Genomic DNA, 15,265 nt, shown 5'->3' on the forward strand with positions numbered 1-15,265 from the left:
CGTTATTTACTCCAGCGGGAGGGATCCAACGTTCGCTCAGCAAGCAAAGGGCGATGTTGTTCAATTAAGCGGACCTGATCAGGCTCCAGCCCCGATTTATCAAACACCGCGATGTTCTGTTTCAGCTGAGCCGGGCTTTCCATACCAATAACCACTCCATCAATCCACTCCTTTGCCAGACAATACCGTATGCAGAGCTCTGAGACCGACCCACACTCAAGCTGGCGAGCTGTGTCATTCAGCCATTGAATACAGAGCTCAGGTTCCGGTTCTCCAGCTTGTCGCCACAACGCGGGCTTTTCTGAGACCAGGAGGCCCTGAAGCAGGGAGCTACGAACATGTATGACTACCCCACGATTGGCCCGCGCCTCCTCAATTTTTTCAAACAGATAGTCCCATCGCCAATCCAGAATATGAAATGGCATCTGAATCAACCCGACCTCTGGTACTGAAAGGCTTTCCGCCAGTTCTTCCGGAGATTGGACAGATACGCCAAGCGTATCAATAGTACCCTGCGATTTCATTTCGCAGAGGCAGGACCATACTGCTCCGTCCCAATCAGATAAATGCGATGCACGGTGCAAAAGCAAAGCATCCAGACGATTCGTTCGCAAACAGGACATAGAGTGGAAGATACTGCTTTCCACGAAGGCTCTCACTACTTCCGGGGAGGCTTTTTCAGGGCATTCGGCCAAGGGGGACAGTTTCGTGATAATTTGCGCACGCCCTTTCCAGCCTGAGGCCAGAGCACGACCTACCACGTCTTCACTGTGACCATACGCACGCGCTGTATCAAGGTAGCCCGAGCCACTACCAATCGCTGTCTTCAGTATGGCCTCGGCGGTGCCCGGGGAAGGCATGCCTGCAGTATTCGCAATACCGTAGTTCATGCCCAGTTGGGCGGTGCCCACAACCAACCTGGAGCAGGGCCGGCGACCAACAGGCTGGAACCTCGCCCCTTCCAGCCTCTTTACAAGATCCATCCAGGAATGATTTATCGGATCCGGAAGGTCCCGAAAGATCTGCTGCACTGCCACGTAATCATCATAACAATCCACCGTCGCCCGAAAGTGGCCCTTACCCAACTCACGATAACGCTGAAAATACATGTCACCGAACTGACGGCGCACCCAGGGGGTCACATGCTCAAGGTCATGGGGTTCAGAAGTCGAATCCAGCGCCGTTCTCAGGTGCTTGAGCCAAGTCACCTCAGCGCTCACCCCGTAAGGCAATCCGGATGGCTCACCGTTGCAGCAGAGGTAATCCAGTTTTTGGTCAATGAACTCATCATAAAGCTCATCCAGTAACTGACCATCAGGAATAACATTGTCTGAAGTGAGGCGGAAAACGCAGGTATCATCTTCATAATCTGCCAGGGCAAATACAATCCTGGCCAAAGTGTTATCGAGCTCTCCCCGGAAACACCGAATGCCTGCGTTTTCAACGGTATCAGCGAGGCAATCATCTGTCGGCTCATCCGACGTAGCAACCAGAATATCGCAGCCCATGTTACCTGCTCGACTGGCAGCCAGGACAACCATCGGCACACCGCCAACTGGCAAAAGAACCTTACCTGGAAGTCTCGAGGAGTTAGAACGGGCTTGCAGAACGGCAACCCGCCTCACGTCAGCGCTTCCTTCAACGCCGCAACCACCGTGTCCTGCTGCTCAAACGTCAGGCCATGGTACATGGGAATGCTGATCGCCTCGTTGTAATAACGCATGGATTCCGGAAAATCATCGGGCGCGAACCCCATGGCCGCGTAGAAAGGCTGGGTGTGGACAGGGATGTAATGCAGGTTGACGCCGATCCCCTGCTTCCTGAGCGACTCGAATACCTCACGGTGGCTGGCACGAATCTCTGCCAGCTTCAGTCGGATTACGTAAAGGTGTAGGCCGGAATAGCTGTCCGGATGCTGCCATGGCGTCAACACTGGCAAATCCGCCAGCATCTCATCGTATCGCCGCGCCAACTCATGCCGGCGCTTCACGAAGTCGTCCAGCCGCGTCATCTGGCTTAAACCCAGAGCCGCCTGTAACTCGGTCATTCGGTAGTTAAAACCCAGCTCCACCTGCTGATAGTACCAGGGGCCGTCTGGCTCGTGGGTCATGCGGGCAGGGTCCCGGGTTATGCCATGGCTACGAAGCATCTCCATACGCTGCGACAACTCAGCATCATTGGTAACAGCCATGCCACCTTCGGCAGTTGTCACAATTTTTACCGGATGAAAGCTGAACACCGTGATATCGCTGTACCGGCCACCGCCAATGAACTCGCCCTGATACTTGCCACCAATGGCATGGGACGCGTCTTCAACAATGCGAAAACCGTAACGCTCAGACAACGCCTTGATCCGCTCCATGTCGCAAGGCTGGCCACACAGGTGAACAGGCACAACCACCTTGGGTAGACGATCCTGCTCCCTGGCCTGTTCCAGCTTTCGCTCAAGCGCATCCGGGCAAAGGTTGTAGGTGCGGGGGTCGATATCGACGAAATCCACCTTTGCACCGCAATAAAGGCCACAATTTGCCGAGGCCACAAACGTAACGGGCGAAGTCCACAGCCAGTCCCCTTCTCCCAAACCAAGAGCTGCGCAGGCAATGTGCAATGCCGACGTTGCGCTGTTAACCGCCACGCCAAACCTCGCACCAACATGGCTGGCCACCGTGTTCTCAAACTCCGGAACTTTCGGGCCCTGGGTCAGGAAGTCCGACTCGAGAACTTGAACAACGGCATCGATATCTTCTTGCGTGATCTCCTGGCGCCCGTAAGGAATCATCAATCAGATACTCCCGATTTTTTCCCGGTTAGCATCGATCCAGGCCTGCAGATCATCTTGCGACATCCATTCCGTGTTGTTGTCACTTGAATAAACAAATCCTTCAGGCACTTTCTTGCCGTCCTTGATGCGCGCAGCATCGGCGCTCCAGTCATGAATAGCAGGAAGAATCTTGAAGTGCTCGGGATACTCGTAGGTGTAATAGGAATCCTCGGCACCTATCATCTGCTCATGTAGCTTCTCGCCGGGGCGGATGCCGACGATCTCGTGTTTGGCATCCGGAGCGACTACCCGGGCAAGATCGGTCACCTTCATGGAAGGGATTTTCTTTACGTAGATTTCCCCACCTTCCATATCCTCAAAGGCGTGCCACACCAGCTCCACACCCTCTTCCAACGAAATCATAAAGCGGGTCATCCGCTCGTCGGTAATGGGCAACACGCCCTGATCCTTAACCGACATGAAAAATGGAATGACCGACCCACGGGATCCCATTACATTGCCATAGCGCACGACCGCAAAGCGTGTCTCATGGCCACCCGCGTAGGAATTGCCAGAAACGAACAATTTGTCTGAGGCCAGTTTGGTAGCGCCATACAGGTTGATCGGGCTGCTGGCTTTATCTGTTGAGAGAGCCACAACACGCTTCACGCCTTTATCGATACAGGCATCGATCAGGTTCATGGCGCCGTTGATATTGGTCTTTATGCACTCGAAGGGATTGTATTCCGCGGTTGGAACAATCTTGGTGGCTGCGGCATGCACCACATAATCTACGCCATCCAGCGCCCGGTAAAGCCGGTCTTTATCGCGCACATCGCCGATAAAAAAGCGAACGCGGTGATCGCCGGCAAACTTCTTGGCCATCTCCCACTGCTTCATTTCATCCCGGGAGAAAATGATCACTTTTCTGGGATTGAACCGCTCGAGGAGCATGGGGACGAAGGTATGGCCGAAAGAGCCTGTACCGCCGGTGATCAGTATGGAGCTGTTTTCAAACATCGGGTGTCAGGTACCTCTGGTCTTTGTAGTTCGGCGCAAATGGCTAACCAATAGTGTCGTTGCATGATAAAAGAAAAAAGGGGCAAGATCTTCCCGATCTGCCCCTTCTTTCAAAAACCTCACCGGCCTCACCAAACAAACAGTTTCAGGCCGGGAAGCGCCTTATCTTATCGGACTCTTGAGAAGCCACAGTTAACTGTCGATCACCATTGCACCATACCAGATCCGCCACATCCCCATTGGGGGCAAACCCTGTCGGCGCCGTTTTAAGGATCTGAATGATATCCTGACAATTAAAGTCATGGCTTGCCCGCATCAGATGGTTGAGCGTTTGCTCCACCTCATCCCAGGGCATCGAGACCTCCCTTGCCATCATGATCCGCGGGTGGGCCGTACCTTGCGGGTTGTCGCCAATCAACAACTCCTCATAGAGCTTTTCACCCGGCCGTAGCCCGGAGAAAACAATCTCGATATCCCCATCCGGCCGATCGTCTGTTTTCTCCATCAACCCCATCAGGTGAATCATCTTGCGGGCCAGGTCAGCAATTTTTACGGGTTCGCCCATATCCAGAACGAACACTTCGCCACCCTGTCCCATGCTGCCAGCCTGAAGAACGAGCTGGCTGGCCTCTGGAATGGTCATGAAGTAACGAATAATATCCGGGTGAGTCACGGTAACTGGCCCACCATCCCTAATCTGGTCCCGGAACAGCGGGACAACCGAACCGGAAGAGCCAAGCACATTGCCAAATCGCACCATGGAAAAGAAGGTGTCTGACTGCCTCTGGGCCAGTCCCTGCAGAACAAGCTCGGCAAGACGCTTGCTGGCGCCCATCACATTGGTGGGGCGCACCGCTTTGTCGGTAGAGATCAGCACAAAACGCTTTACCCCAGCCGCGATAGCCGCTTCCGCAGCGTGGAAAGTACCAAAGACATTGTTTTGAACACCCTCAATGACATTTTGCTCAACCAAGGGCACGTGCTTGTATGCGGCCGCGTGATAGACCGTGTCAATTCCAAAGCTTCGCATTGCCGCCTCGCAGCGACGACGATGAACAACACTTCCCAGCAAAGGATGAATTTCTACCCCGAGCGCCTCAGTCAGATTTAAGGCTTGGAGTTCACGCTCAATCGCATAGAGGGAAAATTCTGATTGCTCAAATAACACTAGTTTGGCAGGACGATGCTGAATAATCTGACGGCACAATTCTGACCCAATCGATCCTCCGGCTCCAGTCACCAATACCGACTTCGCGAAAAGTCCCTGCGAAACCATCGCGGTGTCTGGTCTCACCGGATCTCTACCGAGCAAGTCTTCAATCTCAAGATCCCGAATGTCGTTAATCCTGGCAACACCGGTAACTAGCTCAGACATCGAAGGGACAGTCTGAACCGGAACGGCTAGGCTTTCGAGAATTCGCATCAAATCTTTGCGATCGACTTGCTCAGAATCCTCGATTGCCAATAGAACCCGGCAAACATCCAATTCGCGAATAGCTTTATCAATATAATCGAGCGAATAGACCGGAAGACTGCCAATCACCGATTTATGATTGGCCTCTACAGTTGAAACAAAACCCAGAGGACGATATTCAACGCCCTGAGCCAAGGCCGACGCCAGTTGCATACCCTTTTGTCCAGCACCCACAATAAGAACACCATCCCTCGAACGGTCGCTTCGCTTGCGTACGATAGTTCTGACGCTGAATCGGGTACCAGCCACCAACATAAAAGCAAATGCGCCATAGATTACCGGCACTGAACGGGGAACAAGGGTCTGGAATAGGAATCCAAGCACAATTAAAGAAACACTCGAGAACACAACCCCAGTTAAAATTGCAAGGAAGGCGTGTTCACTAATGTAGCGAATAACCGCTCGATATAGGCCAAGCTTTACAAATGCACCGATGGTTAAGACCACCGTGGCCAATGAAACCCATAATTGCTTATCCGAGGGCACCCATGCCGAACTCTCAAAACGCAGCGCAAACGCCGACCAAATGGCGAACGACAGCAAAAAGAAATCGGTCACCACAGAAATCGCCCGCTTTTCAGGCCTCGACAAATGCAAAACGTAGTTGATCAGTCCCTTTCTCAATCTGAAAACCCTGTTTTATTTGGATGCTTCGACCAATACATCGGCAAGCACTTCAACCGTCTTTGACATTTCGACATCAGTCAACGTTGGATGTACCAAAAACATAAGGCTTGTTTCCCCAAGCTCTTTAGCCACGGGAAGTCGAGCGGCGGGGGCCAATTCTGCATCCTGAAAACATTTTTCAAGATACACCTCAGAACAGGAACCAGAAAAGCATGGCACACCACGCTCAATCAAAGCAGCCATGATCCTGTCACGATTCCAGCCAGCCCTCAGCCGCTCAGTCTCCACGTACACATAACACTTATAACCGGCATGACCAATCTCATCTGGCACCGTAGGTACCCGCAACCCGCTCTGCTTTGCAGCGCTCGCCCAGATCTTTTCGCAGTTGGCCTTCCGAGCACGGTTCCAGTCATGCATCCGCTTCACCTGAATACGCCCGATGACTGCCTGCATCTCAGTCATGCGCCAGTTGGTACCAATACTCTCGTGCAACCAACGAAAGCCTGGAGGATGTTCCCTCTCGTAGACAGCATCCCAGCTTTTTCCGTGATCTTTAAACGACCACATGCGAGACCATAACTCCCGATCGTTCGTGGTGACCATGCCACCCTCTCCACCGGTTGTCATAATTTTATCCTGACAGAACGACCATGCCGCCACATGCCCCAATCCACCAACCGAGCGACCTTTAAAGGTGGCGCCATGGGCCTGTGCACAGTCTTCAATCAGGTACAGACCATGCTCAGCTGCCAACACATTCAGGGCATCCATATCGCATGGCCACCCAGCCAAGTGTACAGCAATAATCGCTTTGGTCCGTTCGCTCACTAAAGGTCGAACTGTTTCGGCAGTGATGTTCTGCGAATCCCGATCCACATCGGCAAAAACTGGCTTGGCACCGGCATTAACAATACACGATGCAGAAGCAAGGAAGCTTCTGGAAGTTACTATAACTTCATCACCACGCCCAATTTCCAACCCCCTGAGAGCGAGGTCCAAAGCAACAGTGCCATTAGCCACGGCTATCGCATGCTCTGTACCTGCAAACTCAGCAAATTCCCTCTCGAATTCCCTTGCCTCCGTGCCAGTCCAGTAATTCACTTTGTTTGACAACAACACTGACGAAACAGCATCTGCTTCTTCCTGGGAAAATGATGGCCAGGGTGAGAACGTCGTGTTCAACATAAAAACCTAATCCTGAGAAAGAATGGGACCGGCCGGTATACCTGCGACGGTTTGGCCTTCTGGAACATCCCGCAAAACCACGCTTCCCATACCTACCGTTACTTCATTACCTAGATTAATCAACTGTTTTATCGAGGCCCCTGCACCAACCCAAACCTGAAAACCGGTAGACACTCCACCCGCAAGGACTGCGTTCGGGCTCAAATGGCAAAAATCACCAATCGAGCAATCGTGCTCGACAACGGCCCCGGTATTTATAATCGATCCGGCACCTACTTGAGCAAAGGCGTTAATCACAGCATTGGCAAAAACTACGACCCCGCTTCCAACATTTGCGTGAGTACTGATAACAGCTGACGGATGGCATACCGAGACAATATTGAGCTCGGCATCAATCAGCTTTCTCTGCAGTACTGCCCGGGTCAAGTTATTCCCAATCCCGACAACCACGCCATCGAAATCTCGCCGCTGTGAAATCAAGTCTCTGGTCGAACCAACCACTGGCCAGATGCCATTCCAGGTGACCTCTGGCCAGGCATCATCAAAAAAAACGACGTCGCTCCAACCGGCCAAAACTGCCGTATCGGCCACTACTTTTCCGTGCCCGCTGGCCCCAAGAATTGCTAAACGCATCAGTTCCTGTTCCCGGTGAACTTGGACGCCGTGGCTGCACCCTCACTACTGATGCCATCCTTCTTCAATACCTTCCTCACCGTCATAATCAGGATCTTTATATCAAGCCAGAGGGATTGGTTATCCACATACCATATATCTAGCCTGAATTTGTCTTCCCATGAGATCGCATTGCGCCCATTCACCTGAGCCCATCCGGTAATACCCGGACGCACTTCATGTCGACGGAACTGTTCTTCAGAGTAAAGAGGAAGATATTCCATCAACAGCGGGCGCGGGCCAACAAGACTCATTTCGCCTTTCAGAACGTTCCAAAGCTCCGGCAGCTCATCAAGACTGGTAGACCTGAGAAACCGACCAAAAGATGTCATGCGCTGTTCATCCGGCAAGGACCGCCCCTCGTGATCAACAGAGTTGAGCATAGTACGAAATTTAACCATCCGAAACGGACTGCCATTTCTCCCGGGCCGCAACTGATTGAAAAAAACCGGTGATCCCAGGTTCGCCCTGACGACCCCAATCAACAGGAAAAAGGCGGGTGCCAAGACGACCAAGAGGATGCCAGCTACTACAATGTCAAAAAACCGCTTAAGCATGAACTGCCTGCACTGCTTCAGATAATACCCTCTCTAGCTGGCCAGCAAGCACTGAGCGATCGAACCGCGTTCGCGCCAGATCAAGAGCAGCTTTTCCAGCTGATTCTACTCTGGCCCGATCATTCAGGAAATTTATGATCTTCTCAGCCGATGCCGAAGCATCATCAGGGGGCACTTCAAAACCGGCGCCTGCCTCCTCAAGAAGCTCGGCCTGCCATCCCCCGTGATTAACAAAAATGGGCCTGCCGGCCGCAAGTGAATCGAAAAACTTGTTGGCAGAATTATGCCAAAGAGCTCGATTAGGAATCACCAGTGAAGTCGTAAGCGTTGCAGCGTTGAGTAATGCTGGCATCTCTTTTTTCGTAACGGGAGGCTCCATAAAAAAGTTCTTCCCAAGGACTCCGTTTTCTGCAGCTTTTTGCTTAACCTTTTCATACTGCGCCCCATTACCAACCGCCAAAAAACAAATTCGTGGATCAAGCTGGAGCGCTGCTCGTGCTATATCCGCAAAGTAACCGACACCATTCACAAATCCAAATGTTCCGGCATATAACACCAAAGGCCTGTCACCCAGCCATGCGCGGCTATCACGAAAGTCCTGGCCCGCCTTGTCCGACACAGCAAACAGATCAAGATCGGCGCTGTTGGGAACACAGTGCACTCTCGAAGCGTCATAGCCAGCTCGGACTACACCCTCACACATCCCGGGAGATAGGCCTATCACTCTGTCTGAATTTTTATATGCCCACTTCTCAAGGCGTCTGGCAAGATATTTGGTAACAGGGGATTTCAACACGTTCAGAGCAATTGGAATTTCCGGCCAAAGATCGCGTACCTCGAAGACCAGTGGCACCTTCAAAGAGCGACTGGCCCTAACACCCGGGATAGCAATGGTAAGGGGTGTACTGGTTGCAAATACAATTTCTCCGCTCAATTTGGACGCGTACCTACCAGCCTTCCTTGCGAACGTAGAAAACGCAATCAGCCGCTTGGCAAAACCCATTGTGTTACTGTAGGGCACTGGCAACCAGTGGACATGAATTCCGTCCACCATTTCCTCATACCAGTCATTTGAAGCCTCATCAGGGTCGGTACTCGAAGTGACTATATGGACGTCGTGCCCTGCCGCGACAAGACGACGCGCCATCTCATAGGATCTGGTGCCTCCGGACATTGCTGGAGTGCGGAAATACTGATGCAGGTAGATAATTTTCAAGAAAAAAACTCCAAATACTTATCTGCTACGCGCTTCCAATCGAACCGACGAATTTCAGGAACACTCCAAGATACAGGGATCCCCTCCGGGAACCGGTTAATCAGCTCCATCATATCGCTGGCAAGAGCATCAACACATTTTGGATCTACCGCCCGGATGAAAGGCACTTCCCACATGCCATCGATACCTTCCCCGATGCTACAAATTACTGAGCAGCCTTGAGACAGAGCCTCCAGATAAACCAGTCCAAAGGTCTCCGTAAAAGAAGGCATCACGAACACGCGGGAACACCGATAAACATCCAACAACTCCTCTGATTGAAGCCTGCCCCGAACCTCAACAAAGTCCGGAATACAGGCATACCCTGTTGTCGCACGAAGTTCGGATTCGTCTCCCCCAACGAGTACCAGCCTGAAATCAGGCATAGCCGCCCGAACAATCTGGGCAGCATTCAGCAGATTTACTAGATTCTTGTTGGCGTCAAACCGACCGACAAAACACACTTGTGCAGGCCGGGCAATAGGATTTTCGACGATATTATCAAGCCACCATTCCGAGAGAGCATTGGGAATTATCTCTACCTTAGGGGCATGAGCAAGCAGGCTGGGCCATTGAGCTTTAAACCGGAGATAGTGGGAGCGGCTAACGAAAGTCAAACCTTCTGAACGCCTTATAGCCCATGCCATCAGCCATCTGTAATGGGGTAACCTGGCAATGAAATAGTTGATGTCCGTGTTTCTTACAACCAGCATATAGCGCATCGGGATGAAGAAAGAATTGAAAAAAGCGAGCGTTCCATCCGACCAGAAATTGTGTGCAATAACATTCAACTTTTTGCCCCGACCGCCGCATGCTTTACCAGCAGCGCTGAGAAGCGAGTGAACTCTTAACGACAGTAAAAGAACTTTCAGCAATGGAAAAAACTTAATAATCTTATTATTAAAATAAATAAATCTGAACCGAACATTTACCAATCCTTCAGTATTCTTACCCTCGTGGGCCCTCTCCCTTATTGGAACAATTACCAGCTGATCCTCAAAAGTCTTCGACAACTCAGAGATAACACTCGCGTGCACAGTGCTACTGATAAAGTTATTAGAGATATGAATCATAATTTTTCTCTAATTGGCCAACGAAAATTTTTATCTGCCAAACAATAGACTGCATAAACCAAAGCCGTTGGAAGGAATAACCAAACAGCATTACTCAGAACGGCAAATTCAACTTTTGGCAAAATAAACCAAAACCTGACAAATAAAGCTGAGTAAGCCACAACAATTAAAAAACCAGCCTTCTTAACAACAAGATTAAATATAAGCACGCTAACGACACCAAAACTGAATGCCGAAAGAAAACCTCCCAAAAAACCGAAATTTGCTATCATCTCATGAACAACACCCGGGGGGATTCCGCCGACATTATTTGGATACCAAGTATCACTAATACCATACCCAATATAGGTAGCATCAAAAAACGGAAAAAATGCAGCCATCCAGGCGACAAGAGACTCACCGTAAAGATACGGTTCAACACTTCCAAAGTGGTCCTCGTAAACAATCATTGCTGGCAGGTTAGGGACATTACCTTTGCCCAGAATCAATGCCCCAAAACCCAAAAATTTCTCGAGAAATGCGTCAATAACATTGAGATCATTGCCGGCTTGTTCTGCCAGGAAAAGTTCGACACTTACAAGCCTTGCAAAATAAGAAAAAATAATAATAACGAAAAGCAAAGGCAAGACCCGCATTGCCAACCGAAAATATCGTTTTCGATCCTTTGAAAAAAAATATTCCAAACAAAGCAAAAACAGCACGATTGAGAAAGTAAAAAATATCTGCCCTCGGGACAACACTGCAATCAAAGAAATTACAAGCAACACTGAAAACAGAATGAATTTTTTTAGAGACCATTCCTGAAAGGAGTAGCGATAAAAAATCAACGCCACCACAAAAAGATTGTAACCTAAGGTTGTATAAAGCCCCTCATTCACCTGGTCTCGATACCTGGAAACACCGAAGCTGGTGAAATAGGAAAAAGGGTCAATTGGATTATATAGCCAGACATTGTAAGACAGATTTATTAACGCAAATGAGAAACAGATAAGCGATAATAATCTAATCGCGCCAGCCTGCTTTCCCATCAAGGCAGGTACCAGCGCCCGGTCCTCGGAACCTTCTACGGGCACATTTCTAAACAGGTAGTAACCAGTATAGAAGCAGAGAATCCACACGGAAACGTAACAAAGGGTCAGTGGCGCTCTTTGCGCTAATACGGGGAAGCGATGGAGAGCATGCTCTGCTGTCGTAAATCCAGTGAACGCGAGATAGATTCCTGCCAGTGCTAATAGCGCAAACATTACATTTAGCGCGCAAACCGGCTCATACCATTTAAGGTTCCGAGACAGCAACGGCACACATAGAACGATCAATAAAAGAGATGAAGCGAGCGCCGTGTTATAAAAAATACCGAACAAATCAGCAGCGAAAAACGCAGTGGCCACCAAGGATAACGCTACAATAATCGAATACCTCAAGCGAACTTCAAACATGCGACTATTCGATCCAGCGGCTGGCGAGCCTTCTAGCAAGCACCTGCTCGGAAAGGTTTCGCTTCACCCACTCAGAACCCTCTTGGTTAGCTGAAAGTTGGCCATCCCGAAACCGACCGAAAAGCCCATCCAACTTATTTTCCATTGCCCCAATAAAATCAATAGACTCATCCGGAGAGGGAAGCAACTCTACAAACTCATGGGGATACGTGTACAAAACATACCGTTCGCACAAAAGAGCCTCTCTTACAGTACCACCGAGGGCATCATGGCGAACCGCTCTCAATAAAACGACGCACCGCTTGTACTCTGCAAATGCATCTGTCCACCCCAGAAACAAAAGATTGTCCGGCGGGTTAAGGCACCACTTTCCTTCGCCCCCCATTATCCTGAACTGCAGGTGCGGCATTCTTTTCGCCAAAGCCAGAATTTCATCGCCACAGTAATTTTGATAGTTGTGGTCAGGCACATAGGAAAGAACGGTGAATCCGAGTGGCCAAGAACCATGGCCTTCATCCGATTTGCTTTCAAACCGTTCTGTCGGAGTAGGGAAGGGAAAGCTTTCAGCGCTGCAGCCAAGAGTATCGAGCTCATTGACCAACCAGGGGGCTGCGGCGCAATGATGACTCTTTCGGAGGAGTAAACGGGTAATGGGAACAGACCATAATCTTGAGAACCAACCAGCGGAAGATAGCAAGCCAGCAGTTCTGGGCACATCTGATCCAGTCCAATAAAACACCAGATTCTTTCCGAGCAAAACGTAAAAAAGACAGACCAGATCCAATAGCAGAGCTCTAGGACGCAGCTGGCCCGGCCTGAAGCCAACACGGATGGTAGTATTAACACGGAACATGCCCACTAGCCCAACGACATCTCGCAGTCGAACCTCTGACACAGGAGAACAGACTACCCCCGCGTGCTTCTCCAACAACGCAGAAAGGCGCCTGGTCCACATGTAGGTACCAACTACAGCCACCCTTTTAGCCATAAAGCAGTTTTTTCCCGCAAATACTGAACGCAAGAATTGTCGGCACGATCGAAAGCTCCCATGAACCGCCTTCAAAGAGAACGTTGGCAACAATCAGCAAAAACACAACGAATGTGCCACTGAGCAAGACAGGGGCAACTGCGCCAGTGAAACTGGCACCTGAAACTCTCATCGCGCTTGCAACCGTTACTCCGTAAACAAAGGCCCCACCAATTGCCAGCGAAACAGCAGCAGCCAAGACATCCTGATAGAAGAAACCTACGAACAAAGCAAAACAGCGATTAAGAACGTCCAGACTGCTCAAACCAAACGACCATCTGGTCTTCTGAAGCGAGACGAAAACCATCGCAAGCGGTGAGGCGATTGACCAAAACGCCACCAAAAGTGCCAACCAAGGGATAAAAACGCTGGAGTTGCTCCATTGATCGCCAAGCAGAACTGTGAACAACCAGCCGCCGTAAATCGCCAAACTCCCATACAGACATACCGCTGTAAGGGTCAGCTTGCGAAATCCGTTTTCGACCGCATTGCGAATTGGCAGATCGTCCTTTTCCAATCGGCTGAACTCAACAAGCAGCGTATCGCTTGCAACCTTCGAGAGAATGGAGTTGGGAATGACTACCATTCGATAAACAAGTAAGAAAATACCTGCAGATGCTGCGCCAACCGAAATAGCCATACCTAAAGGAAGGAGCTGAAGTGCGAGGGCGCCCAGGAGAGACCCGGGAAGCAGCCATTTCGCTGCAGGCCATTGCTCGGCGAACTCCCGCTTTAGTACAGCAACACTTCGGCCATCCACTTTCTGTAAAACAAACAAAAGTGAAGCAAAGCGCCCCACAAGCTCTCCCCAGATCAAGCCAAATATTCCCCAGCCCGCAGCTCCAAATGACGCCTGGCCACCAAGAACCCCGGCTGCCTGTACAGCTCGGCCGGCAGATGCGCGTAAAGGTTCATCTGCATTAACTCTGAGGTAATAGAACCCATTAAAAACCGCAACCGCCAGAGTAGCCAATGCGATAAACAGCGCCTCTTCCAACGCAAAAAACGGATAGGCTATCCCTCCCAGAGCCAAGGCACCAACCAACGCGCTAATGAGGACGATCCAAAAGCTGGCGGCCGGGTCTTTACTGGTCGGGATGAGTTGTTCGAAACGAATGGTAACGGCAACAACAGCAATGCCAACCATTGCCAATAAAACCGAGTAGCGTCCGAACTCCTCAGGGGTAAAAAGGCGGGAGATTAGCGGCCCCGACAACACGCCGGCCAATAACGTTATAACCGGACCGAACAGCAACTTCAGGAACCGACTGCGCAGACTCACCCGGCCCTCTTCGCTCGGAAACCCAGCAGAAGGACACCCCCAATAACTGCACCAATCAAAGCCCAAAGTGCCATTCTGGCGGCCCATGTTCGGGGGTGTGAGTAAACTTCGATTTCAGACAACGCTGCCTGGAATGGTTCGATCAAAGGAAAACTTTCCGCTGCATTGTGGAATTCCGCCGCCATCCGTTTGAGTTCAGACTTCGCGTCCTCCGAAAGGGTTGCGCCCTCTCCTTCCGATAAGGCTTCCAGGCTAGAAGCCTTACGGGACAACCAGGATTTAACGGCCGAGTGAGCTTGCAGGGTGCTCGTTGCCTGAACGCTCGCTACCCAACGTTTTAGCTCGCGTTCAACAACCGATTCATCGCCACCAACTACCTGGAAGGAAATCGAACGCTGGTTGAGGCCATCTGCATACCCCTTATTCAGGCGGGCGTAACGCTGAATATCTCTGCTGATTGAGCCAGACTTCAACGCTTCATCAATGGCGAATCGAAAAAGCGTTCCATCTATCAGCCTGAACCACCCATTCAACAACTCTGCAACAACAACGTCTCGTTGCTCCTTTTTCACTGAGCCTTGGCTGGACAGTTCTGATCTGCGCAATTCGGCCCTTAACAACGAAGGCGGGGCGGCCTCCCAGAACTCATCGAATAGAACTCGCTCATAAAGCTTGAGTGATGCAGTATGCCGTTGGTCACTAAAAACGAGCAGTTGAACGAACCCGATCACCAAGCCAATTAGCGCACCTGTGAGAACAGCGAAGAGCCAATGCCTGGCTTTCATGTATTGCTCCGAAACCAATTGTTCATGCTCAACTCTCCTATGTGGCTCAAATAGAGTATTGCTGGAACGGAATCTATAAGTGAAACGGGTTTGCAATGCCGAACTGAT

The 15,265-nt window shown here is 50.7% G+C and carries 13 protein-coding genes; all 13 read right to left on the reverse strand.

Features of this window, described 5'->3' with window-relative positions; translation table 11 throughout:
* Positions 1 to 2: 2 nt before the first annotated feature.
* Positions 3 to 1,625, reverse strand: coding sequence for an aldo/keto reductase (locus BM035_RS07165; RefSeq protein ID WP_092030900.1), 1,623 nt, complete (start codon positions 1,623 to 1,625; stop codon positions 3 to 5).
* Positions 1,622 to 2,779 carry a UDP-4-amino-4,6-dideoxy-N-acetyl-beta-L-altrosamine transaminase gene (pseC, locus tag BM035_RS07170; RefSeq protein WP_092030902.1) on the reverse strand — a complete coding sequence of 386 codons (1,158 nt, stop codon included), beginning with the start codon at positions 2,777 to 2,779 and terminating at the stop codon, positions 1,622 to 1,624. Before pseC ends, BM035_RS07165 begins: the two co-directional genes overlap by 4 nt.
* Before the next feature lie 3 nt (positions 2,780 to 2,782).
* Positions 2,783 to 3,781 carry a UDP-N-acetylglucosamine 4,6-dehydratase (inverting) gene (gene pseB, locus BM035_RS07175; RefSeq protein WP_092030904.1) on the reverse strand — a complete coding sequence of 333 codons (999 nt, stop codon included), beginning with the start codon at positions 3,779 to 3,781 and terminating at the stop codon, positions 2,783 to 2,785.
* Positions 3,782 to 3,926: 145 nt separating this feature from the next.
* Positions 3,927 to 5,879 (reverse strand): polysaccharide biosynthesis protein, encoded by a 1,953-nt coding sequence (locus BM035_RS07180; RefSeq protein WP_092030905.1) that lies wholly within the window; start codon positions 5,877 to 5,879, stop codon positions 3,927 to 3,929.
* Positions 5,880 to 5,894: 15 nt separating this feature from the next.
* Entirely contained in the window at positions 5,895 to 7,070 is a 1,176-nt protein-coding gene (locus tag BM035_RS07185; RefSeq protein WP_092030907.1) for a DegT/DnrJ/EryC1/StrS family aminotransferase, read from the reverse strand.
* A gap of 6 nt (positions 7,071 to 7,076) precedes the next feature.
* On the reverse strand, positions 7,077 to 7,703 hold the full coding sequence (locus tag BM035_RS07190) for an acetyltransferase (RefSeq protein WP_175497355.1): 627 nt from the start codon (positions 7,701 to 7,703) through the stop codon (positions 7,077 to 7,079).
* Positions 7,703 to 8,299, reverse strand: coding sequence for a sugar transferase (locus BM035_RS07195; protein ID WP_092030910.1), 597 nt, complete (start codon positions 8,297 to 8,299; stop codon positions 7,703 to 7,705). The genes BM035_RS07190 and BM035_RS07195 overlap by 1 nt, the downstream gene beginning before the upstream one ends.
* Entirely contained in the window at positions 8,292 to 9,515 is a 1,224-nt protein-coding gene (locus BM035_RS07200) for a glycosyltransferase family 4 protein (RefSeq protein WP_092030911.1), read from the reverse strand. The genes BM035_RS07195 and BM035_RS07200 overlap by 8 nt, the downstream gene beginning before the upstream one ends.
* A complete protein-coding gene (locus BM035_RS07205) occupies positions 9,512 to 10,627 on the reverse strand; it encodes a glycosyltransferase family 4 protein (RefSeq protein ID WP_092030913.1) in 1,116 nt (371 codons plus the stop codon). The genes BM035_RS07200 and BM035_RS07205 overlap by 4 nt, the downstream gene beginning before the upstream one ends.
* Positions 10,624 to 12,063 carry a hypothetical protein gene (locus BM035_RS07210; protein ID WP_092030915.1) on the reverse strand — a complete coding sequence of 480 codons (1,440 nt, stop codon included), beginning with the start codon at positions 12,061 to 12,063 and terminating at the stop codon, positions 10,624 to 10,626. Before BM035_RS07210 ends, BM035_RS07205 begins: the two co-directional genes overlap by 4 nt.
* Before the next feature lie 4 nt (positions 12,064 to 12,067).
* On the reverse strand, positions 12,068 to 12,847 hold the full coding sequence (locus tag BM035_RS07215) for a hypothetical protein (protein ID WP_217646324.1): 780 nt from the start codon (positions 12,845 to 12,847) through the stop codon (positions 12,068 to 12,070).
* Positions 12,848 to 13,043: 196 nt separating this feature from the next.
* Entirely contained in the window at positions 13,044 to 14,372 is a 1,329-nt protein-coding gene (locus BM035_RS07220) for an oligosaccharide flippase family protein (protein ID WP_175497356.1), read from the reverse strand.
* On the reverse strand, positions 14,369 to 15,157 hold the full coding sequence (locus tag BM035_RS07225; RefSeq protein WP_092030920.1) for a hypothetical protein: 789 nt from the start codon (positions 15,155 to 15,157) through the stop codon (positions 14,369 to 14,371). Before BM035_RS07225 ends, BM035_RS07220 begins: the two co-directional genes overlap by 4 nt.
* Positions 15,158 to 15,265: the final 108 nt, after the last annotated feature.

The sequence above is a fragment of the Marinobacter sp. DSM 26671 genome, assembly GCF_900112835.1.
In the GTDB taxonomy this organism is placed as follows: Bacteria; Pseudomonadota; Gammaproteobacteria; order Pseudomonadales; family Oleiphilaceae; genus Marinobacter; species Marinobacter flavimaris.